This is a genomic window from Cupriavidus sp. DB3, assembly GCF_020418465.1.
GTDB lineage: Bacteria > Pseudomonadota > Gammaproteobacteria > Burkholderiales > Burkholderiaceae > Cupriavidus > Cupriavidus cauae.
In genome coordinates this window covers 906,226-930,762 of the sequence record NZ_JAIZPL010000001.1, presented here as the reverse complement: position 1 = coordinate 930,762, position 24,537 = coordinate 906,226, and the positions used below count along the sequence as shown (strand labels likewise).

The following is a 24,537-nucleotide window of genomic DNA, read 5'->3' as shown; positions in this document are numbered from 1 at the left end:
GCGCCACGATGGCCGTCGGGAAGGGCCCGGAACCTTTGCCTGGGTCGCCATGCGATTTGCTCCGCGCGGCTAGCGATCGACGAAGGCGTCGTTCAGGCGGACGCCGCGCCGGCGTGGCGATTCCTCTTCGAGCATCGGATGCCGGTGATTGATATCGCTCAGGCTCATGCCGATCGGCGCGGGCGCCGGTGTGGACGTCGTGGCGGTGGCAGCGTCGCCGCCGCCGTCGCCTTGCCTGGTGGCGCAGCCGGACAGTGCGGCCGCCGCGATCGCCAGCGCGATCGAACTGGGGTAGAACCGAAACGTCATCGTGGGCCCGGCATTGTTGCATGCCGCCTCGTGGTGGAAGTGGCACGACTATAGGCAGGGCCGTCACGCAGGGGAAATCGAACGATTCGATGGCCCCCATGCGGCGTTTCGATGGGGACGTGCCCGCCGCGACGGGCGTCCGGCACCGTCAGTCTTCCGGCGGCGCGAGCATCGCGGTGAAGGCGTCGACGAGGTGCTGGCGCACGTAACGATGCACCGGATCGCTCTCGGCACCACCGTGCCAGTGCAGCCGGATCGCGATGGTGTCCTCGGTGCCGCGCACCGGCACGCAGGCCAGCGCGCCTTGCCGCACGATCAGCGGCGCGACCACGGCGGGCAGCACCGCGACCACCGGGGCGGCCTGCAGCAGCCGGCTCAGCGTCAGCAGGCTCTCGACTTCGGTGGGCATCGCGCCGGTGTGCTGCAACTGGCCGAGAAAGGCGTTGCCGGCCGAGCCGAGCGCGATCGCATGCGACAGGCCGATTGCCTGCAGCGTGCGCAGTTCGTCCGCGCCGACGCTGGCCGGCAGCGGCAGTTGCGCGGGCGCGTGCACGCAGACCAGCTCGCAACGATGCAGGTCCGCGCTGCGATGCCAGTCCTTCGTCGCGAGCGGCACGCCGGTGACCGCCATATCGATCTCGCGGGCGTCGAGGGCGTCCGGCATGCGGGCGGCCGGCATCGCGCGCGACACCAGCCGGATCGACGGCGCTTCGCGCGCCAGCGCGGCACACAGCACCGGCAGCAGCATCGCCTCCAGCGGTTCCGGCAGCGCGATGCGCAGGCACGCCTGCGCCGACGAGGGATCGAACTCGCCGGCCGGACGTACCAGGCCATAGGCCTCGTTCAGCAGCGCGCGTACCGGTTCGACCAGCGCCATGGCCTTGGCGGTCGGCTCCATGCCCCTGGCGCCGCGCACGAACAGCGGATCGTCGAACAGCCGCCGCAGCCGGGCCAGCATATGACTGACCGCGGGCTGCCCGAGGAACAGTTGCCGGGCCGCGCCGCTGACCGAACGCTGGCTCGCCAGCGCATCGAAGGCGACCAGCAGGTTCAGGTCCAGCGCGCGGAATTTGCGGTAGTCGAGGGGGGCGATGTTGTTCGATGTGTGCGGGGATATGTGGGCCGATGTGTGCGCCGCGTCGTTGCGCGGCCCGGTGACCGGATCCATGCCGTTTCTCCGTCGAGTTCGCCGCGCCAGCCGGGATCCGCCTGGCTCCATGGCCGTTATGGGGTGTCGCGGTCCCGTGGCTCCGCGATGGCATCGAGCATCGCCTGGCCGAGTGCGACGTCGCCTTGCTGCTTCAGCGCCTCGGCCGCGCCGAGCTTGTCGCGCAGTTCGCGATTCTGGCTCAGCTTGAACTTGCCGACCAGGCGCGTGATGTCGATCTCGATGCCGACGATCGCCTTCAGCATCGTATCGATGTAGTCGGCCGGAGCGTCCGTCATCTTCCACGGCTGCGGCCGCGAGGCCTCGTGCGTGCGCGTCAGGCGCGCCACCACGCCCCGGACGTACCGTTCCTCATCGCGGATCGTGATCCTGCCATGGGCATGGACCACCCGGTAGTTCCACGTCGGCACCTGCTTGTGGGTCTCGTGCTTGCTCGGGAACCACGTCGGCGTGATGTAGCCATCCTCGGCGCGGAACACGACCATGACCTCGTCGCCGTTCCGCACGTCCTGCCACACCGGATTCGCCCTGGCGACATGGGCGCGCAGCGTGCCGTTCCGGCCGGCGGACAGGTCCAGCTCGAACGGGAGATGGTTGGCGTCCAGGCCATTCGGGCCATGCGTGACCAGCATCGCGAATGGATGCTGACGCATCAGGCGATGCAGCGCTTCGACGTCCTGCACTTCGAAATGGGAGGGGATGTACATGGTCTCGAACGGGTCTCGAATGGCGAAAGGGACTGGCGTGGTGACGGGCGGAACTCGCGGGCGGAACTCGTGGGCGGAACTCGTGGGCGGACCTCGTGGGCGGAACTCACGGGTGGACCTCGCGGCAGATCTCACCGGCGGACCTCCACCGTGCTCGATGATCGGTCCGTGTCCGGCCGGAAGGAAGAGCCATTTTCGATGTATTCGAATGGACCAGTATTCGGGGTAATCGCCGATTTGAGGCAGTCCGCCGGGGCCGCGCCGGGCGTTCCGTGTTTTTTCACCCGGCCGGGAATACGCCCCTGGTCCGGGCAGCGGACCCGAGTACCTTGGCCAGTTTCTTGACCGCCGCGTCGATCTGTTCGTCGGTGTAGCCGCCGAGTCCGAGCACCAGGCCCGCGCGCGCGTTTCCGCTCGAGTACATCGGCGACACCGGCCTGACCGCCACGCCCGCCTCCATCGCGAGCGAGGCAATCCACTGGTCGTCCCACCCCTCGCCGAGCCACAGCACCAGGTGCATGCCCTGGTCCCCGGGCTGGAGCCAGGCCAGCCTGGGCGGTATCCAGCGCGCAATTGCCGCGATCAGATGCTCGCGCCGGTCCGCATAGACGAGCCGCACGCGGCGGATATGCCGGTCGAGGTGTCCTTCGTCGATGAATGCCGCCAGCACATGCTGGTCGGCGCTGGGCGAATGCCGGTCGATCAGGACACGGGCGCCGCAGAACGCCGGCACCAGCGCCTGCGGAACGATGGCATAGCCGAGCCGCAGCGAAGGGAAGAGGATCTTGCTGAAGGTGCCCAGATAGACCACGCGGTCGGGCGCGAGTCCCTGCAGCGAGGGAAAGGGATGGCCGACGTAGCGCAATTCGCTGTCGTAGTCGTCCTCGACGATCCAGGACCCATTGGCGCGCGCCCAGGCCAGCAGCGCGTTTCTTCTCGCCATCGTCAGCGGCATGCCCAGCGGATAATGATGCGAGGGCGTGACGAAGGCCACGCGCGCGCGCTCGGCCATCGCGCGGCCCGCCTCGATGTCCATGCCGGCCTCGTCGACCGGTACGCGGACCATGCCGCGCCGGTGTCCCGTGCTTTCCAGGATGCCGGTGATGCCGCGATAGGCGGGGTCTTCGACCCACGCGAGGTCGTCGGCGTCGAGCAGTACCTGGCACGACAGGTAGAGGCCCTGCTGCGTGCCGGAGGTGACGATCACCTGCTCCGGCGTGCAATGGACCGAGCGGGAGCGGCGCACGTAGTCGGCGATCGCGGAGCGCAGCGCCGGCACGCCTTGGGGGTCGTCGTAGCCGGAGGGCGCGGCCGCACGCAGCGCTCGCGTGCGATTGCCCAGCCGGCGCCATGCGTCGTCGGGCGCGGTGGGGCCCACCGGCACCGAAACCGCAAACGGCACGGGCGGCAGCGGCGCGAATTGCCGCGCGACGTCGGCAAAGGCCGCGGCCCGCGTGCTCAATCGCACCGGAGCCGCCGGCGCATCGACATGGCGGGCCGGCGTACGGCGCTGCGGCGCATCGGATAACGCCGTCGCAACCCTGGTGCCGGCGCCGGCCTGGGCCTCGAGATAGCCCTCGGCAATCAGCTGCTCGAACGCCTCCAGCACGGTCCCGCGCGACACGGCCAGCGAGCTCGCCAGATGGCGCGTCGATGGCAGCAGCTCGCCCGGTTTCAGTTCCCCTCGCCGGATCGCCTCGCGCAGCAACCGCGACAGCTGTCTGCCGAGCTGTCCTGCGGACCGGTCCAGCTTGCCGATGGAGGGCAGCTCCATTGCGTGACGGTGTCGTGCCATGTCTTCGCGCGTCGAAATGGATCAGGGCTCAATGCCGGTCGCGGGCGGCGTGGCCATTGGCATTGACATTGGGATTGACATTGGCATTCGCGTTGGCATAGACCACGCGGCCAGCGGTCCGCAGCGCCTCGACCATCAGCGTGGCGGCCGGCGACAGCAGCCGGTCGGTGCGCGTGATGATGCCGAAGTCGTCCATATGGCAGGGAACGTCCAGCGGCAGGATGGCCACCATGCCGTGGCGCGCATAGTACTCGGCGACATCGGCGGCCAGTACCGCCAGCATGTCGCTCTGCTCGATCATCTGCGTGACGAACAGCAGCGCGGCGGTCTCGACCACATTGGTCGGCGGGATCAGGCTGGCGCGCTGGAACATCAGGTCGAAGCGATGGCGCAGCACGCTGCCGGCCGGCGGAACGATCCACGTCGCCGGTTCCAGATCGGCCAGCGACAGTGCCGGCGCGTCCAGCAGCGGATGGCCGCAGCGCGCCACCACGCAGACCGGCTCGCCGGCCAGCGGTTCGTAGCGCAGTTGCAGCTTGTCGTGCTCGGCGAACAGCCGGGCCACCACCAGATCGAGCTTGTCCTGCGCCAGGCGCTCCAGCAGCACGTTGCTGTTCTCGATCTCCAGCGAGACGCGCAGCCCGGGGTTGTCGCGCTTGAGCTCGGCCACCGCGGGCGGCAGCAGCTTGACCGCGGGCGAGGTGATCGCGCCGACCGCGACATGGCCGAGGCGGCCCGCGCGCAGGCCCATCACTTCCTGCTGCGCCTGATCGAGGCTGCCGACCACGGCCCGTGCGTGGCGGATCATCGCGTCGCCATACAACGTTGGCCGCATGCCGCGCGGCAGCCGTTCGAACAGCGGCACGCCGAGCATTTCCTCGAGTTCGCGCAGCAGCTTCGATGCGGCGGGCTGCGTCATGTTCAGGACCGCCGCGGCGCGATGAATATTGCCTTCCTCGGCCAATGCCACCAGCAGCAGCAATTGGCGGGTTTTCAGGCGGGCGCGGATATACCAGGGCGGGGAAGTCGGCATCGGGTTAACACGGATATCTGATTCGATATCGCAATGGCGTGAATTTTCATTAGAAGGATATCCGATCGGTTTGTACACTGCCGCCTGTCGAAAACAAAACCGATCGCCCAAGGCGCGACGCAGCCAGGAGACACCCTCAGCTGCCCCCAAATCCCGATGACGTCCCCCGCCGCGCGGCCATTGCCGCGGGCCGGCGTTCGTCCCGCCGCATTCAGGAATTTCCATGCCGGATTCAAAACCCAAGCTCCGCTCCGCCCAATGGTTCGGCACCGCCGACAAGAACGGCTTCATGTACCGCAGCTGGATGAAAAACCAGGGCATTCCCAATCATGAATTCGATGGCCGGCCCATCATCGGCATTTGCAATACCTGGTCGGAATTGACGCCGTGCAATGCGCATTTCCGCAAGCTGGCCGAGCACGTCAAGCGCGGCGTCTTTGAAGCCGGCGGCTTTCCGGTCGAATTCCCGGTGTTCTCGAATGGCGAATCGAATCTGCGGCCGACCGCGATGCTGACGCGCAATCTGGCCGCGATGGACGTCGAGGAAGCGATTCGCGGCAATCCTGTCGATGCCGTCGTGCTGCTGGCCGGCTGCGACAAGACCACGCCGGCGCTGCTGATGGGCGCGGCCAGCTGCGATGTGCCTGCGATCGTCGTCAGCGGCGGGCCGATGCTCAACGGCAAGCTCGACGGCAAGGACATCGGCTCCGGCACCGCGGTGTGGCAGCTGCACGAATCGCTGAAGGCGGGCGAGATCGACCTGCACCATTTCCTGTCGGCCGAGGCCGGCATGTCGCGCTCGGCCGGCACCTGCAACACGATGGGCACCGCCTCGACGATGGCCTGCATGGCCGAGGCGCTCGGCACCACGCTGCCGCACAACGCGGCGATTCCCGCGGTCGATGCGCGCCGCTACGTGCTGGCCCACATGTCCGGCATCCGCATCGTCGAGATGGCCCGGGAAGGGCTGTGCCTGTCGAAGATCCTGACGCGCGAGGCCTTCGAGAACGCGATCCGCACCAATGCGGCGATCGGCGGTTCCACCAACGCCGTGATCCACCTGAAGGCGATCGCCGGCCGCATCGGCGTGCCGCTGGAACTGGAGGACTGGACCCGCATCGGCCGCGATACCCCGACCATCGTCGACCTGATGCCGTCGGGGCGCTTCCTGATGGAGGAGTTCTACTACGCCGGCGGCCTGCCCGCGGTGCTGCGCCGGCTCGGCGAGGGCGGCCTGCTGCCGCATCCGGGCGCGCTGACCGTCAACGGCAGGACGCTGTGGGACAACGTCAAGGACGCGCCGAACTTCAACGACGAGGTGATCCGCCCGCTCGATCGGCCGCTGATCGCCGACGGCAGCATCCGCGTGCTGCGCGGCAACCTGGCCCCGCGCGGCGCGGTCCTCAAGCCCTCGGCGGCCACGCCTTCGCTGCTGAAGCACCGCGGCCGCGCGGTGGTGTTCGAGAACCTGGAGCACTACAAGGCCCGCATCGTCGACGAATCGCTCGAGGTCGACGCCAGCTCGGTGCTGGTGATGAAGAACTGCGGGCCCAAGGGTTATCCCGGCATGGCCGAGGTCGGCAACATGGGCCTGCCGCCGAAGCTGCTGCGGCAGGGCGTCAAGGACATGGTGCGGATCTCCGATGCGCGCATGAGCGGCACGGCCTACGGCACCGTGGTGCTGCATGTCGCGCCGGAGGCCGCGGCGGGCGGTCCGCTGGCGGCGGTGCGGGACGGCGACTGGATCGAACTCGACTGCGAGGCGGGCACGCTGCATCTGGACATCCCGACCGAGGAACTGGCGGACCGCATGGAGATGTTCCGGCCGCCGAAGCCCGAGGGCCGGGCGGGCGAGGGGGGCTATCAACGGCTCTATGTCGACCACGTGCTGCAGGCGGACCAGGGTTGCGATCTCGATTTCCTGGTGGGCTGCCGTGGTGCCGATGTGCCACGCCACTCGCATTGAGCGCGCATGGCACGGCAACGCATGCACGGCAACCCATGAACGGCAACCCATGAACGGCAACCCATGAACGGCAACCCATGAACGGCAACCCATGAACGGCAACCAGGAGCACACGCCATGCCATTGACCGGCCATCAACTGATCGGCGCCACCGCGCGGCGCGGCAGCGGCGAGGCCTTCCACGCGGTGCATGCGGCCAGCGGCGAGATCATCGCCGATCCCGCTTTTCACGGCGCCTCGCTTGCCGACGTGGAGGAGGCCTGCACGCTGGCCGCGCGGGCGTTCGATACCTACCGTGCGCTGCCCGACGAAGCCCGCGCCGCGTTCCTCGACGATATTGCCGCGCGCATCGAGGCGATCGGCGATGCGCTGATCCTGCGCGCGATGGACGAAACCGGCCTGCCGCGCGCCCGGCTCGAGGGCGAGCGCGCCCGCACCACCGGCCAATTGCGCATGTTCGCGTCGCTCGTGCGCAGCGGCGACGCGTGGGATGCCCGCATCGAACCGGCCCTGCCGCAGCGCCAGCCGCCGCGCACCGATCTGCGGCTGCGGCGCATCGGCATCGGTCCCGTGGCCGTGTTCGGCGCCAGCAATTTCCCGCTAGCATTCTCGGTCGCCGGCGGCGATACCGCGTCGGCGCTGGCGGCGGGCTGTCCCGTGGTGGTCAAGGCCCATCCCGCTCACCCAGGCACCTCCGAACTGGTCGGCCTTGCGGTGCAGGCCGCCATTGCCGCGGCGGGTCTGCCCGAAGGCGTGTTCTCGCTGCTGTTCGATGCCGGCCACGAGGTCGGCGCGGCACTGGTCGCGCATCCGGCCATCCAGGCGGTCGGCTTCACCGGCTCGCGCCGCGGCGGCCTCGCGCTGATGGCGATCGCCGCCGCACGGCCCGCACCCATTCCCGTGTATGCCGAGATGAGCAGCGTCAATCCGAATATCCTGCTGCCCGCCGCACTGGCACGGCGCGGCGAAGCGCTGGCGCGCGACTTCGTCGCCTCGGTGACGCTGGGCTGCGGTCAGTTCTGCACCAATCCGGGCCTCGTGCTGGCGGTCGGCGGCGAAGCGTTCGAGCGCTTTGTCGCCGCGGCGGCCAGCGCGATCGCCGCCGTGCCCGCCGGCGTGATGCTGACCGCCGGTATTGCGCGCGCCTATGCCGAAGGCGTCGAACGCCTGGCCTCGCATCCGGCGGTCACCACGGTCGCGCAAGGTGCCACGGCCTCGGGCCGCGCCACCGCGAGCCTGTTTCGCGTGCGCGCCACCGATCTGCTGGCCGACGCGCGGCTCGCCGAGGAATGCTTCGGCCCGTGCAGCGTGCTGGTCGAATGCGAGGACGCCGACCAGCTGCGCCGGGTGCTGGAGCAGGGCGAAGGGCAGCTGACCGCGACGCTGCATCTGGACGACGCGGACCACGACGCCGCCCGCGCGTTGTTGCCGGTGCTGGAGCGCAAGGCCGGCCGCATCCTGGCGAACGGCTTTCCGACCGGCGTCGAAGTTTGCGATGCGATGGTCCATGGCGGGCCGTTTCCGGCGACATCGGACGGGCGCAGCACCTCGGTCGGCACCGCCGCGATCGAACGCTTCCTGCGTCCTGTCTGCTATCAGAACCTGCCCGATGCGCTGCTGCCCGACGCCTTGCGCGACGGCAATCCGCTCGGGCTGCGGCGCCGCGTCGGCGGCAAGGTGGAGGCGGTGGCCACGCCGGCCTGACCCCTGCGCATCGAGGCCCATCCCGATATTCACAACATGCAGAACAATGTGAGGAGACCGATATGAACAGCCATTCCACGGCCGGGCTGGATCAGCCCGTGCCGCAGTCCATGCCGCAGCCCGTGCCGCTGCCCCACGACAGCGCCGACACCGCCCCAGCCGAAGAGTCCCGCATCATCGGCATGCTGACCCGCAAGCTGATCCCGTTCCTCGCGCTGATCTACGTGGTCGCCTACATCGACCGCTCGGTGGTCGGCTTCGCCAAGTTGCATATGAACGCCGCGGTCGGCATCAGCGATGCCGCGTACGGTCTCGGCGCCGGGCTGTTCTTCATCGGCTATTTCCTGTGCGAGGTGCCGAGCAATCTGGCGCTGGAGCGCTTCGGCGCGCGCCGCTGGTTCGCGCGCATCCTGCTGACCTGGGGCCTGATCACGATGGCGATGGCGCTGATCCACAACGCCACCACCTTCTACGCGCTGCGCTTTCTGCTGGGCGCGGCCGAAGCGGGGCTCTATCCCGGCATCCTGTATTTCCTGACCAAGTGGTTCCCGATGCGGCATCGCGCCCGCATCATCGGCCTGCTGGTGCTGGCGCAGCCGATCGCGCTGATCGTCACTGGCCCGATCGCCGGCTGGGTGCTGTCGACGCCGGGGCTGTTGGGCATGTCGAACTGGCAGACGCTGTTCGTCGTCAGCGGCCTGCCCGCGGTGCTGCTGTGCCTGCCGACGCTGCGGCTGGTGCCGGAGTCCCCGGCTGACGCCAAATGGCTGTCGGCGCGCGACCGTGCCTGGATCGAGCGCGAACTCGCCGCGGACCAGAAGACCTTCGCGCTCAAGTCGCACGGCAACCCGCTGAAGGCGCTGAAGGACAAGCGCGTGCTGCTGCTGTCGCTGCTGTTCCTGCCGTTTCCGCTGAGCATCTACGGCCTGTCGCTGTGGCTGCCGACGATCATCAAGCAGTTCGGCGTCACCGATGCGAGTACCGGCCTGCTGTCGGCGGTGCCGTATCTGTTCGCGCTGGTCGGCCTGTATCTGGTGCCGCGCCATTCGGACCGCAAGGGCGAGCGCTACTGGCACATCGTGGTCGTGTCGAGCGCAGCCGCGCTGACGATGGCGGCGAGCGCCTGGGTCCAGACCCCCGCGCTGCAGTTCCTGTTCATCTGCCTGACGGCGTTCTCGATCTATTCGATCCAGGCAGTGGTGTGGGCGCTGCCGGGGCAGTTCCTGACCGGCGCCAGCGCCGCGGTCGGCATCGCCACCATCAATTCGCTGGCCAATCTGGGCGGCTATCTCGGCCCCTACGGCATCGGCCTGATCAAGGACGCGACCGGAAGCCTCGCCGCCGGCCTCTATTTCCTCGCCGCGATGCTGGTGTTCGCGGTGCTCATGACCTTCGTGGTACGCGCCGCGCTCGAGCCGCGCACGCCGCGCTGATACGGCAAGCCCTGCATATGTCTTACACCCGCACCTCGCCGCGCTACCGCGGCATTTTCCCGGTGGTGCCGACCACCTTCACCGAAACCGGCGAGCTCGATCTGCCCAGCCAGAAGCGCGCGGTCGACTTCATGATCGACGCCGGCGCGGACGGCCTGTGCATCCTGGCCAATTTCTCCGAGCAGTTCGCGCTGTCGGACGACGAGCGCGAGTTGCTGACGCGCACCGTGCTCGAGCATGTGCGGGGCAGGGTGCCGGTGATCGTCACCACCACGCACTACAGTACGGAGGTCTGCATCGCGCGCAGCCGGCGGGCGCAGCAGATGGGCGCCGCAATGGTGATGGTGATGCCGCCCTACCATGGCGCGACGTTCCGCGTGCCGGAGGCGCAGATCCACGAGTTCTACGCGCGGCTGTCGGACGCGATCCGTATCCCGATCATGATCCAGGACGCGCCGGCCAGCGGCACCGTGCTGTCGGCGCCGTTGCTCGCACGCATGGCCCGCGAGATCGAGCAGGTGGCCTACTTCAAGATCGAGACGCCGGGTGCGGCCAACAAGCTGCGCGAGCTGATCCGGCTGGGCGGCGACGCGGTGGAAGGGCCGTGGGACGGCGAGGAAGCGATCACGCTGCTGGCCGACCTGGAGGCCGGTGCCACCGGCGCGATGACCGGTGGCGGCTTTCCGGACGGCATCCGGCCGATCATCGAGGCGCACCGCCAGGGCGATGCCGACCTGGCCTTCGCGCTGTACCAGCGCTGGCTGCCGCTGATCAACCACGAGAACCGGCAGGCGGGCATCCTCGCGGCCAAGGCGCTGATGAAGGAGGGCGGCGTGATCGCCTGCGAGGCGCCGCGCCACCCGCTGCCACCGATGCATCCGGCAACGCGCAGGGAACTGATCGCGATCGCGCGGCGGCTCGATCCGCTGGTGCTGCGCTGGGCGAAATAGCGGAACAGCGCAGCACAGGGCCGCAAACAGCGGCAAATAGCGGCGGGAGATGGCAATGTGGCGGCCTTGCGGGCCGCCACATTGCATTGCGAAGGCGGACGGCTGATTTGCCCTCTCGCTTGTCGTTTTGGTGACCGTCTCGTCGGCCGGTTCGTTGGCGGTCCTACTCGCCGTCGGTCCACTCCACCTGCACGCCGAGGCTGCGCAGGTTCTCGACGAAGCGCGGATGCGCGCGCCGGATCGGCGCCGCGTTGCGGATCTCCGAGCGGCCGTCGATGCTGGCGGCCACCATGAACAGCGCGATGGCGACGCGGATGATGTAGGGGCTTTCCACCACGGCCGGCGCCAGCGTGTTGCCGCCGAAGGTGATCAAGCGGTGCGGGTCCGACGAGAACACATGCGCGCCGAACTTCGACAGCTCGCTGGTCCAGCCGAGCGCGCTGTCGTAGACCTTGTTCCAGAACATCGCATTGCCCTGCGCCCGCACGCCCAGCGCGATGAAGATCGGCAGCAGGTCGACCGGGAAGTAGGGCCACGGCGCGGCCTCGACCTTGGTCAGCACATTGCTGGTGAAGGGCGTCTGCACCTGCAGCGGGCCGGAGCGCTCGGCGCGCGACCAGCCGTCCTCGTGCACGATGCGCACGCCGAACTTCTCGAAGGTCCGATCGATCAGCGGGAAATTCGCCGGCGCGCCGTTGCGCACCACCACGTCGCCATTGGTGATCGCACCGAGCGCGAGAAAGGTCGTGATCTCGTGGAAGTCCTCGTCGAAGGTGAACTCGCCTCCGCCGAGCTTCTCGCCGCCATGCACGGTCACGCGCGAGGTGCCGATGCCCTCGATGCGCGCGCCCATCATCGTCATGAAGCGGCAGAACTCCTGCACGTGCGGCTCGGACGCGGCGTTGGTCAGCGTCGAAGTGCCGCCGGCCGCGGCCGCGCACATCACGAAGTTCTCGGTGGTGGTGACCGACGCGTAGTCGAGCCAATGGTCGATCGGCCGCAGCGGGCCCTCGCTGTGCAGCAGCAGCGAGCCCTCGGCGCGTTCGACCTCGCCGCCGAAGCGGCGGAAGATCTCGACGTGCGGATCGATCTCGCGCACGCCCAGCGTGCAGCCCTTGACGTTGTCCTCGAGCCGCGCGACGCCGAAGCGGCTCAGCAGCGGCGGCACCAGCATGATCGAGGAACGCATTTCCTCGGGCAGATGGTGGCGGGCGGGATCGAAGACGGTATCGCGGTGATGCAGGTCCAGCGTGCCGCTGTCATGGTCCATGCGGACATCGCTGCCGAGCGTGCGGAAGATATCGAGGATCTTGCGCACGTCGGTGATGTCGGGCACGCCGTGCAGCCGGACCGGCTGGTCGGTCAGCAAGGTGGCGCACAGCACCGGCAGCACGGCGTTCTTGTTGGCGGAGGGTACGATGCGGCCACGCAGCGGCGTGCCGCCATGCACGATCAGATTTGACATGAGGGAGAGCGTCCGTGCCGCGCCGGCGGGCGGCGCCGAACGGCGGTAAGCGGTGGAAACGGACGGCATTGTACTGCCCCGGCCGCCGGCGCGGGCGATCGCCGAGGCCGCTATAATGCCCCGGCTACGGGCGCGCCGCCGCCATGCGGCCTTTGCATCGCCTGTGCCTGGGCTGTGCCCAGGCCCGTGGTTTGGCCCTTGCCTTGAGCCGTGCCTTGAGCCGTTCCGCGCCGCCATCCCGCAACGCCAGCACCAGCCAGCACCAGCCAGCACCATCGCGCCACACCCGCCTCGATCCGCGTCGACATGAACGCCCCCTTTCCGATCCGCAAGGAGTGCCCGCCCGGGGCCTGCGTCTGCGGCCGCGAGCAGCTGCTCGACGATCCGCAGGCGGACATCCGCGTGCTCCGGCTGACCAAGGAGGAAGAGAAACGGCTGATCGCGCGGCTGGAAGACGTGCAGACGCTCGACGACCTGCGCCGCATGCAGGAGAAAATGCATGCGCTGCTCGGCATCACGGTGACGATCGAGCCGAGCATTCACGGCGTGCGCACCGTGCGCGGCTTCAACATCGAACTGGCCGACCAGCTCGGTTTGTGCAAGAAGACCCGGCAGACCATTCCCGCGGCGATCCGCCGCTGTCTCGAACGCCATCCCGAGATCGCCTACGCGATTCTGGATGCGCAGGGGCTGCTGGGCGAGGGCTGAAGTCTCCGCGCCAGGACGGGGCCGGCGCCCCTGTTCAATTCCACGGCGCCCCGTCGGCCCATGCGCGATCGATCTCGTCGATCAGCCGCCGCACCTTCGGCGACAGATGGCGCCGGTTCGGATAGACCGCGCAGACCGGCGCCCCCGGACCGGTGAACCCCTCCAGCACCGGCACCAGCGTGCCCGCGCGCAGATCGCCGCCGACCAGGAAGGCCGCGATCTGCACCAGCCCCGCATCCGCCAGCGCCAGGTCGCGCATCGCCTCGGTATTGTTCATGCGCCAGCGTCCCTCGATCGCCAGCGTGCAAGGGCGGCCGTCGACCGTGAAGCGCCACGGCGGGGCCATGCCGGCGTGGGTATAGACGATGGTGTCGTGGCGCGCGATATCGTCCAGCGTCCTGGGCGTGCCGTGCGCCGCCAGATAGCTCGGCGTGGCGCAGGTCACCAGCCGGTGCGGCGCCAGCACGCGGCGGATCAGCCCGCTGTCGTGCTCGCCGCCGACGCGGATCGCGAGGTCGATGCCGTCGCGCACCAGATCGCTGTATTCGTCGGAGAAGGACACCTCGGCCCGCAGCTCGGGCCATTGCGCCAGATACCGGCGCAGGATCGGCACGATGTGCAGGCGGCCGAGGGTGACCGGCGGATCGATGCGCAGGCGGCCGCGCGGCACCTCGTTGCGCCAGGCCAGCGCGGCCTGCGCTTCGTCGACCTCCGCGAGGATGCGCACCGCATGCTCGTAGAACAGCCGGCCCTCGTCGGTCAGGCTGACGCTGCGCGTGGTCCGCTGCAGCAGGCGCGCGGCCAGTGCCGCTTCCAGCCGGGCGATGCATTTGCCGACCGCCGAGCGCGAGATCCCCAGCCGTTGCGCCGCCAGCGTGAAGCTATGCGCCTGCGCGACCTGCACGAAGGCGCGCACATCGCCCAGGTGATCGAGCGCGATGCCTTCCCCATTAGGCACGATTCGTCCCCAGTGTTGCGAAAGTTGGCTACTTTATCACCGCCTTGGCACCGATTACGCTTGCCGGACACGCGGGCAGCCCGGCGAATCGGGCCCCCCGCCGCGATTGAACAAGCCAATGACGAAGCCGATGGCCGGGCCGATGGCCGGGCCAATGACAGGGCCAATGGCCGAGGCCAACGACCGGGCCAATAACGGAGCGATCGCCGATGACCCAAGCCGATACATCACGACACGGTGATTCCCGCGCCGCGCAGGCGCAGACAGCTTCCCATGCGCCGAGGGACAACCGCTGGCCCGCGGTGGCCGCGGTCGGCCTGGCGACCTTCGGCGTCGTCACCACCGAGATGCTGCCGGTCGGCCTGCTGACGCCGATCGCGCAGGGCCTGCAGGTATCGGCCGGCAGCGCGGGCCTGATGCTGTCCGCGCCCGCGCTGCTGGCGGCATTGTTCGCCCCGCTGATCGTGGTCGGCGCGGGCTCGATCGATCGCCGGCACCTGCTGGCCGCCTTGCTGCTGGCACTGGCCGGCGCCAACGTGCTGTGCGCGCTGGCGCCGACGCTGCCCTGGCTGCTGGCCGCGCGCGTGGTGGTGGGCTTCTGCATCGGCGGCATCTGGGCGGTGGCGGGCGGGCTGGCGCCGCGGCTGGTGGCGGCGCCGTCGGTCGGCTGGGCCACGGCCATCATCTTCGGCGGGGTATCGGTGGCCTCGGTGGTCGGCGTGCCGCTGGGGGCGTGGCTGGGCGAACTGGTCGGCTGGCGCGCGGCCTTCGGCGCGATGGCGATCTGCAGCGGCCTGATCTTCGTGCTGAACGTGGCCACGCTGCCGCCGCTGCCGGCCGCCGCCCGCGGCTCGCGGCAAGGACTGCGCGCGCAATTCGGCAACCGCGGGGTGCGGCTCGGCCTGACGGTGACGTTTTTCCTGGTGGCCGGCCACTTCATGGCCTACACCTTCGTGCGGCCCTTGCTGCAGCAGGTCTCGGGCTTCGGCGCGGGGTGGATCGGCGTGCTGCTGTTCGGCTACGGCGTGGCCGGCATGATCGCCAACTTCGCCGCGGGGCCGCTGGCCGGACGGCATCCGGGACGCGCGCTGCTGGCCGTCGCGCTGGCGTTGAGCACGACGCTGCTGCTGTTCGCGGCGCTGGGCGGCACCATGGCCGGTGGCGCGGTGCTGCTGCTGTGCTGGGGACTGTCGTACGGCGCGGTGTCGGTCTCGGTGCAGAGCTGGATGCTGCGCGCCGCCGACGGCCTCGACGGCATCGAGGCCGCAACCGCGCTGCTGGTGTCGGTCTTCAACCTCGGGATCGCGCTGGGCTCGTTCTTCGGCGGCATCGCGGTCGACGCGGCGGGGCTGCATGCGACGCTGCTGATCGCCGGTGCGCTGACGCTGGCGGCGCTGGTCACTAGCCTGCGCATGCAGCGCGCGCCGGCGGCGGCTTCCGCTGGCCTGGCTCAATGCAGGCCGTAGCGCGCCAGGGTGTCCTGCAGTTCCAGCAGTTCGACCATGGTGGCGCCGCCGGCCAGCCGCTCGCGCATCTGCTGCTCCTTGCGTTCGCGCGCCTCGCTGGCCTCGATGACCTGCGCCACCTGCTCGCGCGCCACCACGACCAGGCCGTCGCGATCGCCGACCACGATGTCGCCGGGGCGGATCGCGGCGCCGCCGACGATCAGCGGCACGCCCAGCTTGCCCGGCTGCTGCTTGTTGGTGCCGCGGATGCAGACGCCGCGGCAGAACACCGGGAATCCCATCTCGACGATGCTGGCCGCGTCGCGCACCGCGCCGTCGATGACGAGCCCGGCCAGACCGATCGTCTGCGCCGCGAAGGTCAGCACGTCGCCCCACGGGCCGGCCTCGGCGAAGCCCTTGGCGTCCACCACCAGCACGTCGCCGGGCCGCGCCTTGGTCAGCGCGTAGTGGATCATCAGATTGTCGCCGGGACGGACATCCACGGTCAGCGCGGGTCCGGCCAGCCGCATGCCGGGATCGAGCGCGGCGATGCGCGGATCGACCGCGCCCTGCTGGCCCTGTGCCTCGTGGATGGTGGCCGTGCCGAGCCGCTTCAGGCGGTCGAGCTGCGCGGTAGTGATGTCGGCTTGCGTCATGGCTAGCGGGAAGTCCGGATCAGGAAAGGGGTGAAGGCTGGGATGCGAGCGGGGATGCCGGGCGGCGATGGGGCCGGGATGCGATTCAGTCCACCGTGGCGCCGGAGCGCTTGACCAGCGATTCCCAGTACGGCATTTCCCTGGCAATGAAGGCGCGGAACTGCGCGGTGGTGCCGCGCACGTCCGCCGAACCCATGTCCGACAGCTTGCCGGCGATGTCCGGCTGGCCCAGCACCGCGTTCAGCGCGGCGTTCAGCCGCTGCACCAGCGGCGCCGGCGTATCGGCCGGCACGAACAGGCCATACCAGTTCTCGATCACGAAGCCGGGGAAGCCGGCCTCCTGCATCGTCGGCAGATCGGGCAGCGTGCGGGCGCGTCTGGCACCGGTGGTAGCGAGCGGACGCAGCCGTCCGGATTTCAGTTGCGGGGCGATCGCGGTGGTGGTCTCGAAGGCGATCGGCACCTGGCCGGCAATCACGTCGGCGAGCGCCGGCCCCTGTCCGCGATACGGGATATGGACGATGTCGAGCTGGCGTTCGAGCTTGAGCATCTCGCCGGCCAGATGCTGCGGGCTGCCGCTGCCGCCCGAAGCGTAGCTGTATTTGCCGGGCGCGGCCTTGGCCAGCGCGACCAGCTGCGCCACCGAATTCACCGGCAGCGCGCTGTTGACGTACAGCACCAGCGGCACCGACGCGACCTCGCCGACCGGCGCCAGCGCGCGGGTGGGATCGAGCTTGAGCTGGTAGAGGTTGCGGTTGATCACGATGCCGGTGTTGTTGCCCAGCAGCGCGGTGCAGCCGTCACCCTTGGCGCGCGCGACGAACTCCGTGCCGATATTGCTGCTGGCGCCGCCGCGGTTGTCGACGATCACGGGCACGCCGAGCTGCTTCGACAGCCCGGGTGAGACGATGCGCGCGAGGATGTCGGTGGTGCCGCCGGGCGGGTAGGGCGACACGATCCGCAGGGTCGCGCACGGATAGGGCTCGGGCGTGGCGGCGCGGGCGTTCGGGGCGGCAAGGCCGAGGCCCGCCATCGCGGCGGCGGCGAGCAGCAGGGCGTGCCGGCGCGAAGGGCGGCGCGAAGAAAGGCGGCGAGCGTGGCCAGGTTCGATGTTCATGCTGTCTCCTGATGCAATTCGGTGCGACGTGTTTCGTCGTCTGTGGGCAAGGGTTCAATGCCGGCGGCGTTGGACCGCCAGAGGCCGTCGAGGACCGTCGATGCTCGTCAATGACCTTCGGTGTCCGCTAATGGCCGGCGCGCTGCAGCACGTGGTACCCGAACTGGCGGCGGGCCTCGCGCAGCGCCATGCCGGCCAGCGCCGCGTCGAGGATCCGCTGCTCGACATCGCGCGTCCGCAGCGCGCGCTCGATCACGCGCGGCGCCTGCGATCGCGGAATGACGACCACGCCGTCGGCATCGGCCAGCATGTAGTCGCCCGCGACCACGCGCACGTCGCCGAGGCTGACCGGCTGCCCGACGGCCGAGACCTGCACGCGATCCTTGCCGGTACGCATGAAGCGTCCGCGGGCATACAGCGGATAGCCGGCGGCATCGGCTTCCGCGGTGTCCCGGCAGACCCCGTGGATCACGGTGCCAGCGATGCCGCGATGCGCCGCCAGCCGGCTCATGATGCCGCCCCAGACGGTGCAGTCCAGCCGGCCGCCGTTGTCGAGCACGGCCACCGCGCCGGCCGGGATGTCGTCGAGAAAATCGCCGACGGTGCCGGGGGAGGCCACGTCCACCGGCACGAAGCTGACGGTGAAGGCCGGGCCGAACAACGCCGGCGCGCCGGCGATCGGCTGGATGCCCAGCGCGCTGCCGGGCAGGCGGAAATAGTCCAGGGCGTCGGAAACCTCGGCGGTGGAGAGCTCGCGCACGGCCTGCAGCCAGTCGTCTTCCCGCTTGTCTCCGTGCCCGTCTTCGCGTCCCACTGCGTGGCCGTCCCCGTGTTGCATGGCTTGCATGTCGATGTCCTCGTAAGCTTGAGGCGCAGTTTCAAGTAAAGTGCGAGCCGGATCAAACATCGATTATTGGACTCGGATTCAGAAAAAATGAACTTGCGACAGCTCAGCTATTTCTGCGCCGTGGTCGACGCGGGCAGCGCCGTCGAGGCCGCCAGCCGGCTGTTCGTCGCGCCGACGGCGATCAGCATGCAGATCGCGCAGCTCGAGGGCCAGCTCGGCGCGCCCGTCTTCGATCGTTCGACCCGGCCCATGTCGCTGACCGCCACGGGGCGCTTCCTGTATCCGCGCGCCAAGGACCTGCTGTCGCAGATGCGGCGGCTCGACGAGGAGGCGCGCGCGGTCGCCGCCGGCAATCTCGGCTGGCTCGGCATCGGCTTCACGCGCTCGGCGATCTTCTCGATCCTGCCCACGGCGGTGCGCCGCTTCCGCAAGCGCTTTCCCGATGTCCATCTCGATCTGGTCGAGCAACTGTCCGAGCATCAGCCCGCGCTGCTGCGGCGCGGGCGCATCGATGTGGGCATCTCGCGCTATATCGGCGAGTTCGAGCGCCCTGCCGATCTCGTGCATACGGTGCTGTTCGAGGAGCCCTTCGTCGCGGCGCTGCCGGCGACGTCGGCACTCGCGCGGCGCAAGTCGCTGCGCGCGGCCGATCTCGGCGCGATGGCGCTGATCCGGTATCCGAAGGACCCGCAGAGCGGCTTTGCCGACCTGATGCTGGCGGCGCTGCGCGAGGCGGGCGCGGACCCGCTGCCGGGCCACGAGGCGATCGAGATCCATACCGCGCTGGGGCTGGTGGCCGCCGGACTCGGCTTCACGCTGGTGGGCGCCTCGGTCGCCGAGGCGAACCGGCCCGATGTCGCCTTCGTGCCGATCGCGGACCTCGGCACCCGCGCGACCGTGGTGGCGGTGACGCGGGCCGATGCGTCGCCGCCGGCGGTGCAGGCCTTCGTCGCCGCGCTGAAGGAGGGCAGGGGCGGCCCGGAGCGCCCCGCGCCGCGACGGAAGTCCCGCGCGGGGTAGCGCGTCGCCGACGTGGCGCGTCGCCGTCATGTCGCCTTCCACTGCCATATCGTGGGGCACGGGGATGGCGGCATGATGGCCAACGTCGTGGTGCTGGCGCCGGGGCAGACCGTCGCGTCGTTGCCTTTGATGCGCGCGCATCCCACATGCGCTGACCGCGTATCGAAATCCGAAACGCTTCGTTTGTCATGGCGGCCCGCCGGGCTATCGTCGGGGCTACTCCGATCCCCGATCCATCAAGCCATGACGCTTTCGATCCCGAATCACGCGCTTCGCGGCCTCCGCGGCCTGCGCGGGCTGGCCGCGCTCGCCATCGCCTGCGCCGCCGTGGCCGCATCCGGCGCCGCGCTGGCCCAAACCGCCGCCGATACCTTGCGCATCGGCTACCAGAAGTCCGCCAGCCTGCTGGTGCTGATCAAATCGCAGCAGTCGCTCGAGCGCCGGCTCGCGCCGCTGGGCACCGCGGTCAAGTGGGTGGAATTTCCTGCCGGTCCGCAATTGCTGGAGGGCCTGAACGTCGGCGCCGTCGATGTCGGCTTCGTCGGCGAGGCGCCGCCGATCTTCGCGCAGGCCGCCGGGGCCGACTTCGTCTACATCGGTTTCGATCCCGCCGCGCCGCAAGCCGAGGCCATCGTGGTGCGCCGGGACTCGCCGGTGCGCACGGTGGCCGATCTGAAGGGCCGCAAGGTCGCGCTGAACAAGGGCTCGAACGTCCATTACCTGCTGGTCAAGGCACTGGAGAAGGCCGGGCTGAAGATCACCGATATCCAGCCGGTCTATCTCGCGCCGGCCGATGCGCGCGCGGCCTTCGAACGCGGTGCCGTCGATGCGTGGGTCATCTGGGATCCCTTCCTCGCCGCCGCGGAAAAGCAGGTCGGCGCGCGCGTGCTGGCCGATGGCCGCGGGCTCGTCAACAACTACGCCTACTACCTTGCCGCGCGGCGCTTTGCCACGCAGAAGCCACAGATCGTCGAGGCGCTGTTCGATGAACTGTTGCAGCAGGGCCGGCGCCTGAAGGCCGATACGCGTGCCGCCGCGGCGTCGATCGCCCCGCAGCAGGGGCTGGATGCCGACGTCGTCGAACGCACGCTCAATCGCAGCGAGTTCGGCGTCGCGCCGCTGACGCCGGCCGTCGCCGCGCAACAGCAGCAGATCGCCGATACCTTCCACGCACTGAAGTTGATTCCGAAGCCGATCCGCATTGCCGATGCGTTGCCTGCCGAGCGGGACAAATCGGAAAAACGGGACGCCGTCGCACAGCGCGGCGCGCTCCAGGCCGGAGATGCCCGATGAAAGTCCTGTGGTTCCTGCCCACGCATGGCGATTCGCGCTACCTGGGCACCGCCAGGGGCGCGCGCGCCGCGACCTTCGACTACTTCAAGCAGGTCGCGATCGCGGCCGACAGCCTGGGCTACGAGGGCGTGCTGCTGCCGACGGGCCGCTCCTGCGAGGACTCGTGGATCCTTGCCTCGAGCCTGATCGATGCCACGCGGCGGCTCAAGTTCCTGGTGGCGTTGCGCCCCGGGCTGATGCAGCCGTCGCAGACCGCGCGCATGGCGGCGACGCTGGACCGGCTGTCGGGCGGGCGCCTGCTGGTCAACCTCGTCACCGGCGGCGATCCGGAAGAGCTGCAGGGCGATGGCCTGTTCCTGTCGCATCGCGACCGCTATGCGCTGTCGCGCGAATTCCTGACGATCTGGCGCGAGATCCTGGCGCGCAGCCACGATGGCGGGGCGTTCGACTTCGCCGGCGAACATCTGCGCGTGGAGGGCGCGAAGGCGCTGTATCCACCGATCAGCCGGCCCTATCCACCGCTGTTCTTCGGCGGCTCGTCGCCCGAGGCCCACGACCTTGCCGCCGAGCAGGTCGATACCTATCTGACCTGGGGCGAGCCGCCGGCGGCGGTGGCGCAGAAGATCGCCGACGTGCGCGCACGCGCCGCCGCGGTCGGCCGCACGCTGCGTTTCGGCATCCGCCTGCACGTGATCGTGCGAGAGACCGAGGAGGAAGCGTGGCGCGCGGCCAGCGAACTGGTGTCGCATCTGGACGAGGACATCGTCGCCGCGGCCCAGCGCAAGTTTGCCGCGATGGATTCGGTGGGGCAGCGCCGGATGGCGGAATTGCACGGCGGCCGCTTCAACCGGGACGATGTCCGCCAGGGCCTGGAGATCGCGCCGAACCTGTGGGCCGGCGTGGGGCTGGTGCGAGGCGGCGCCGGTACCGCGCTGGTCGGCAACCCCGAGCAGGTGGCGGCGCGCATCCGGGAATACGCGGACCTGGGGCTCGAATATTTCATCCTGTCCGGCTACCCGCATCTGGAAGAGGCGCACCGCTTCGCCGAACTGGTGTTTCCGCTGCTGCCGCTGGCGCGGCGCGAGGCCGCCCAGCGCGTGCTGACCGGACCGTTCGGCGAGATCGTCGCCAATACCTTCGTGCCTTCGGCGGCCACGCCAGGCGCCAATCTGTCCGCGAGTTGAACGCCATGTCGAATCCCTCGAAAAGCGGTGCCGCGCTGACGGCCGATTTTCTCGCGACCACGCCGGCGCGCGCGCTGCTGCCCCAGGGCTGGGCGGCTTCCGTGCTGCGGCGCGGCCTGCCGTGGCTGGTGCCGGCCCTGATCCTGCTGCTGTGGGAGCTGGCCTCGCGCAGCGGCTGGCTGTCGAGCCGCGTGCTGCCCGAGCCGCTGGCCGTGGTCGCCGCGTTCCGCACGCTGGCGCTGTCCGGCGAGCTGTGGCAGCACACCGCGGTCAGCGCGTGGCGCGCACTGGCGGGCCTGGCGATCGGCGGCGGACTCGGGCTGTTGCTGGGGCTGCTGAACGGCACGTTCCGCACGGCCGAGACGCTGCTCGATTCGAGCCTGCAGATGGTGCGCAATATCCCCGCGCTGGCGCTGATTCCGCTGGTGATCCTGTGGTTCGGCATCGACGAGGCGGCCAAGCTGTTCCTGGTCGCGGTCGGCGTGTTCTTTCCGATCTACCTGAACACCTTCCACGGCATCCGCTCGGTCGACAAGGGACTGATCGAGATGGCGCGCAGCTACGGGCTGTCGGGCTGGGCGCTGTACTGGCAGGTGATCCTGCCCGGCGCGCTGCCGTCGATTTTGGTCGGCCTTCGCTTCTCGCTGGGCCTGATGTGGGTGCTGCTGATCGTCGCGGAAACGATCTCCGCGCAGGCCGGCATCGGCTACCTGACGATGAACGCGCGAGAGTTCCTGCAGACCGACGTGGTGCTGGTCGGCATCCTGCTCTATGCGCTGCTGGGCAAGCTGGCCGACCTGCTGGCCAAGGGGCTGGAGCGGTGGTGGCTGCGGTGGCATCCGGGCTATCAGAGCGCGGCGAAAGGCTGATCCCTCGGCCTGACCCCATCGGCCTGACCCCATCGGCCAGACCCCATCGGCCCGTCAAATCGACCTGATCGCGATCGACCCCTACCGGAGTTCATCCAATGCATGCCATGCAACAACATCTGCCGCTGCGGCGCGCGGGCAGGGAACCCGTCGAGCCCGGCGAGCCCACCGATCTGACCGCGCGGGCCGGGGCGCGCAGCGCCGAGCGCAATACCGACGGCACCCATGCCACCCACGCCACCGGCCGCCCCCGCGGCACCGAGGTCGCGGTCAGCGGCCTGCACAAGGCCTATGGCGGCCGCACCGTACTCCAGCACATCGACCTGCGCATCGCGCCGGGCGAATTCGTCGCCATCGTCGGCCGCAGCGGCTGCGGCAAGAGTACGCTGTTGCGGCTGGTCGCCGGGCTCGAAAGCCCCGGCGCGGGGCGGATCGCGCTCGACGGCCGGCCTCGGGGCGGCCATGACGACGGCACCCGCATCATGTTCCAGGACGCGCGGCTGCTGCCGTGGAAGCGCGTGCTCGACAACATCGCGCTGGGCCTGCCGGGCCGGGAAGGGCGCGAACGCGCGCGCGAGGCGCTGGCGCAGGTGGGGTTGGCCGAGCGCGCCAACGACTGGCCGGCGGTGCTGTCCGGCGGGCAGCGCCAGCGCGTCGCGCTGGCCCGCGCGCTGGTGCATCGGCCGCGCCTGCTGTTGCTCGACGAGCCGCTGGGCGCGCTCGATGCGCTGACCCGCATCGAGATGCAGCAATTGATCGAGCGCCTTTGGCTCGCGCATGGCTTCACCGCGCTGCTGGTCACGCACGATGTCGCCGAGGCCGTCGCGCTGGCCGACCGCGTGGTGCTGATCGAAGACCACCGCATCGCCCTCGACGAGCGCGTGCCGCTGCTGCGCCCGCGCAGCCACGGCGCGCCGGCATTCGCCGCGATCGAGGAACGCGTGCTGCGGCGCGTGCTGCGCCAGCCCGCCATCGCATCCCCTGACAACGACGCGCAGACCCGCGCATTGGCACCTCTCTGATGAATATCGTCGGCATTCTCGGCAGTCCCTCCACGCCTTCGCGTTCCGCCTATCTGCTGGAGCTCGCGCTCTCGCGGCTGGACGCGATCACGTCCTCCTACCGATCGATCCGGCCGCGTGACCTGCCCGCGCAAGCGCTGACGCAGGCCGATTTCGGCGACGCCCGCCTGCAGGACGCGGTGCGCGCGGTCGGCGAATCGCAGCTGGTGATCGTCGCCACGCCGATCTACAAGGCCTCGTACAGCGGCGTGCTGAAGGCCTTCCTCGATCTGCTGCCGCAGGACGGGCTGCGCGACAAGACCGTGCTGCCGCTGGCCACCGGCGGCAGTCCCGCGCATCTGCTGGCGCTGGACTATGCGCTCAAGCCGGTGCTGTCGGCGCTTGGCGCCCGCGACATCCTCGATGGCATCTACGCGACCGACCAGCAGCTGCCGTCGCGGCCCGAGGGCGGCTACAGCGCGGCGGCCGACATCGTCGAACGGCTCGACCGCTCGGTGCAGCGTGTCGCGGCCCGCGCGCGCGAACTGCGCGAGCGCGAGGCCGAGCTGGCGCGGGCGGCGTCCGCGCGGGCAAACAGCGAGCCATGGCCGGCCGAGCGCGTCCGCTGGTCCGTCTGAGCGCGCCATTACTGAGCCATTTCAACCAGGAACCTGTCATGACGATTCATGCCATCAACGTGCGCAACCAGTTTCGCGGCAAGATCCGCGAAATCATCGAGGGGCCGGTCGTATCCGAGATCGACGTCGAGACCCCCAGCGGATTGGTGGTGACCTCGGTCATTACCACCCGCTCGGTCAAGGAGCTCGAACTTGCGGTCGGCAAGGAGGTGATCGCGCTCGTCAAGTCGACCGAAGTGTCGATCGCCACGCTATGAGGGGAGGGGGGAGC

23 protein-coding genes are annotated in these 24,537 nt (G+C 69.6%); 13 read left to right on the top strand and 10 right to left on the bottom strand.

The genetic code is table 11. From position 1 onward, the window contains the following. Nucleotides 1–69 precede the first annotated feature (69 nt). The 5 genes from K7G19_RS04020 to K7G19_RS04000 all read right to left on the bottom strand — a co-directional run bounded on the left by K7G19_RS04020 (nucleotide 70) and on the right by K7G19_RS04000 (nucleotide 5,012). Entirely contained in the window at nucleotides 70–309 is a 240-nt protein-coding gene (locus tag K7G19_RS04020; protein WP_226105911.1) for a hypothetical protein, read from the bottom strand. 148 nt (nucleotides 310–457) lie between these two features. After that, nucleotides 458–1,477, bottom strand: coding sequence for a LysR family transcriptional regulator (locus tag K7G19_RS04015; RefSeq protein WP_226105909.1), 1,020 nt, complete (start codon nucleotides 1,475–1,477; stop codon nucleotides 458–460). Nucleotides 1,478–1,533: 56 nt separating this feature from the next. After that, nucleotides 1,534–2,184, bottom strand: coding sequence for an FMN-binding negative transcriptional regulator (locus K7G19_RS04010; protein WP_226105907.1), 651 nt, complete (start codon nucleotides 2,182–2,184; stop codon nucleotides 1,534–1,536). A 280-nt stretch (nucleotides 2,185–2,464) separates the two neighbouring features. Continuing rightward, nucleotides 2,465–3,979, bottom strand: a complete 1,515-nt coding sequence (locus tag K7G19_RS04005; RefSeq protein ID WP_226105904.1) for a PLP-dependent aminotransferase family protein — start codon at nucleotides 3,977–3,979, stop codon at nucleotides 2,465–2,467. 28 nt (nucleotides 3,980–4,007) lie between these two features. Beyond that, on the bottom strand, nucleotides 4,008–5,012 hold the full coding sequence (locus K7G19_RS04000; RefSeq protein ID WP_226105902.1) for a LysR family transcriptional regulator: 1,005 nt from the start codon (nucleotides 5,010–5,012) through the stop codon (nucleotides 4,008–4,010). Nucleotides 5,013–5,235: 223 nt separating this feature from the next. On the opposite strand from K7G19_RS04000, the gene K7G19_RS03995 reads away from it, so the two are divergent. From K7G19_RS03995 to K7G19_RS03980, 4 genes are all read left to right on the top strand, one after another. Continuing rightward, on the top strand, nucleotides 5,236–6,978 hold the full coding sequence (locus K7G19_RS03995; protein ID WP_149316090.1) for an IlvD/Edd family dehydratase: 1,743 nt from the start codon (nucleotides 5,236–5,238) through the stop codon (nucleotides 6,976–6,978). 117 nt (nucleotides 6,979–7,095) lie between these two features. Next, the gene (locus K7G19_RS03990) at nucleotides 7,096–8,682 is read left to right on the top strand and encodes an aldehyde dehydrogenase (NADP(+)) (RefSeq protein WP_226105900.1); all 1,587 of its coding nucleotides are present in this window, start codon (nucleotides 7,096–7,098) and stop codon (nucleotides 8,680–8,682) included. 110 nt (nucleotides 8,683–8,792) lie between these two features. Then, nucleotides 8,793–10,115 (top strand): MFS transporter, encoded by a 1,323-nt coding sequence (locus tag K7G19_RS03985; RefSeq protein WP_304524167.1) that lies wholly within the window; start codon nucleotides 8,793–8,795, stop codon nucleotides 10,113–10,115. A gap of 17 nt (nucleotides 10,116–10,132) precedes the next feature. After that, complete coding sequence (locus tag K7G19_RS03980; protein WP_150083814.1) at nucleotides 10,133–11,065, top strand: dihydrodipicolinate synthase family protein; 933 nt, start codon at nucleotides 10,133–10,135, stop codon at nucleotides 11,063–11,065. A gap of 163 nt (nucleotides 11,066–11,228) precedes the next feature. Here the strand turns inward: K7G19_RS03980 and K7G19_RS03975 are convergent, their stop codons facing one another. Then, nucleotides 11,229–12,530, bottom strand: coding sequence for a UDP-N-acetylglucosamine 1-carboxyvinyltransferase (locus tag K7G19_RS03975; RefSeq protein ID WP_149316087.1), 1,302 nt, complete (start codon nucleotides 12,528–12,530; stop codon nucleotides 11,229–11,231). Nucleotides 12,531–12,836: 306 nt separating this feature from the next. On the opposite strand from K7G19_RS03975, the gene K7G19_RS03970 reads away from it, so the two are divergent. After that, on the top strand, nucleotides 12,837–13,238 hold the full coding sequence (locus tag K7G19_RS03970; protein ID WP_149316480.1) for a hypothetical protein: 402 nt from the start codon (nucleotides 12,837–12,839) through the stop codon (nucleotides 13,236–13,238). Between the two features lie 34 nt (nucleotides 13,239–13,272). On the opposite strand, the gene K7G19_RS03965 is transcribed toward K7G19_RS03970, so the two are convergent. Beyond that, nucleotides 13,273–14,196 carry a LysR family transcriptional regulator gene (locus tag K7G19_RS03965; RefSeq protein ID WP_226105898.1) on the bottom strand — a complete coding sequence of 308 codons (924 nt, stop codon included), beginning with the start codon at nucleotides 14,194–14,196 and terminating at the stop codon, nucleotides 13,273–13,275. Nucleotides 14,197–14,405: 209 nt separating this feature from the next. Between K7G19_RS03965 and K7G19_RS03960 the strand changes: the two genes are divergently transcribed. Continuing rightward, on the top strand, nucleotides 14,406–15,662 hold the full coding sequence (locus K7G19_RS03960; protein WP_226105896.1) for an MFS transporter: 1,257 nt from the start codon (nucleotides 14,406–14,408) through the stop codon (nucleotides 15,660–15,662). Here K7G19_RS03960 and K7G19_RS03955 read toward each other — a convergent pair. From K7G19_RS03955 to K7G19_RS03945, 3 genes are all read right to left on the bottom strand, one after another. Further along, on the bottom strand, nucleotides 15,647–16,297 hold the full coding sequence (locus K7G19_RS03955) for a 4-carboxy-4-hydroxy-2-oxoadipate aldolase/oxaloacetate decarboxylase (protein ID WP_149316085.1): 651 nt from the start codon (nucleotides 16,295–16,297) through the stop codon (nucleotides 15,647–15,649). The two genes, K7G19_RS03960 and K7G19_RS03955, sit on opposite strands and share 16 nt — an antisense overlap. An 85-nt stretch (nucleotides 16,298–16,382) precedes the next feature. Next, on the bottom strand, nucleotides 16,383–17,414 hold the full coding sequence (locus K7G19_RS03950) for a tripartite tricarboxylate transporter substrate binding protein (RefSeq protein ID WP_226105894.1): 1,032 nt from the start codon (nucleotides 17,412–17,414) through the stop codon (nucleotides 16,383–16,385). 127 nt (nucleotides 17,415–17,541) lie between these two features. After that, complete coding sequence (locus K7G19_RS03945) at nucleotides 17,542–18,261, bottom strand: RraA family protein (RefSeq protein WP_226105893.1); 720 nt, start codon at nucleotides 18,259–18,261, stop codon at nucleotides 17,542–17,544. An 87-nt stretch (nucleotides 18,262–18,348) separates the two neighbouring features. On the opposite strand from K7G19_RS03945, the gene K7G19_RS03940 reads away from it, so the two are divergent. From K7G19_RS03940 to K7G19_RS03910, 7 genes are all read left to right on the top strand, one after another. Beyond that, nucleotides 18,349–19,281: a LysR family transcriptional regulator gene (locus tag K7G19_RS03940; RefSeq protein ID WP_150083816.1), complete on the top strand. Its 933-nt coding sequence runs from the start codon at nucleotides 18,349–18,351 to the stop codon at nucleotides 19,279–19,281. Between the two features lie 243 nt (nucleotides 19,282–19,524). Next, nucleotides 19,525–20,574, top strand: coding sequence for a sulfonate ABC transporter substrate-binding protein (locus K7G19_RS03935; RefSeq protein ID WP_149316082.1), 1,050 nt, complete (start codon nucleotides 19,525–19,527; stop codon nucleotides 20,572–20,574). After that, nucleotides 20,571–21,758, top strand: coding sequence for an FMNH2-dependent alkanesulfonate monooxygenase (ssuD, locus tag K7G19_RS03930; protein WP_226105892.1), 1,188 nt, complete (start codon nucleotides 20,571–20,573; stop codon nucleotides 21,756–21,758). The genes K7G19_RS03935 and ssuD overlap by 4 nt, the downstream gene beginning before the upstream one ends. Nucleotides 21,759–21,763: 5 nt before the next feature. Continuing rightward, nucleotides 21,764–22,627, top strand: coding sequence for an aliphatic sulfonate ABC transporter permease SsuC (gene ssuC / locus K7G19_RS03925; RefSeq protein WP_226105891.1), 864 nt, complete (start codon nucleotides 21,764–21,766; stop codon nucleotides 22,625–22,627). A 107-nt stretch (nucleotides 22,628–22,734) separates the two neighbouring features. Next, a complete protein-coding gene (locus K7G19_RS03920) occupies nucleotides 22,735–23,649 on the top strand; it encodes an ATP-binding cassette domain-containing protein (protein ID WP_226105890.1) in 915 nt (304 codons plus the stop codon). Beyond that, nucleotides 23,649–24,266: an NADPH-dependent FMN reductase gene (ssuE, locus tag K7G19_RS03915; protein ID WP_149316078.1), complete on the top strand. Its 618-nt coding sequence runs from the start codon at nucleotides 23,649–23,651 to the stop codon at nucleotides 24,264–24,266. The genes K7G19_RS03920 and ssuE overlap by 1 nt, the downstream gene beginning before the upstream one ends. Nucleotides 24,267–24,304: 38 nt before the next feature. Then, nucleotides 24,305–24,523 (top strand): molybdopterin-binding protein, encoded by a 219-nt coding sequence (locus K7G19_RS03910; RefSeq protein ID WP_149316077.1) that lies wholly within the window; start codon nucleotides 24,305–24,307, stop codon nucleotides 24,521–24,523. Nucleotides 24,524–24,537: the final 14 nt, after the last annotated feature.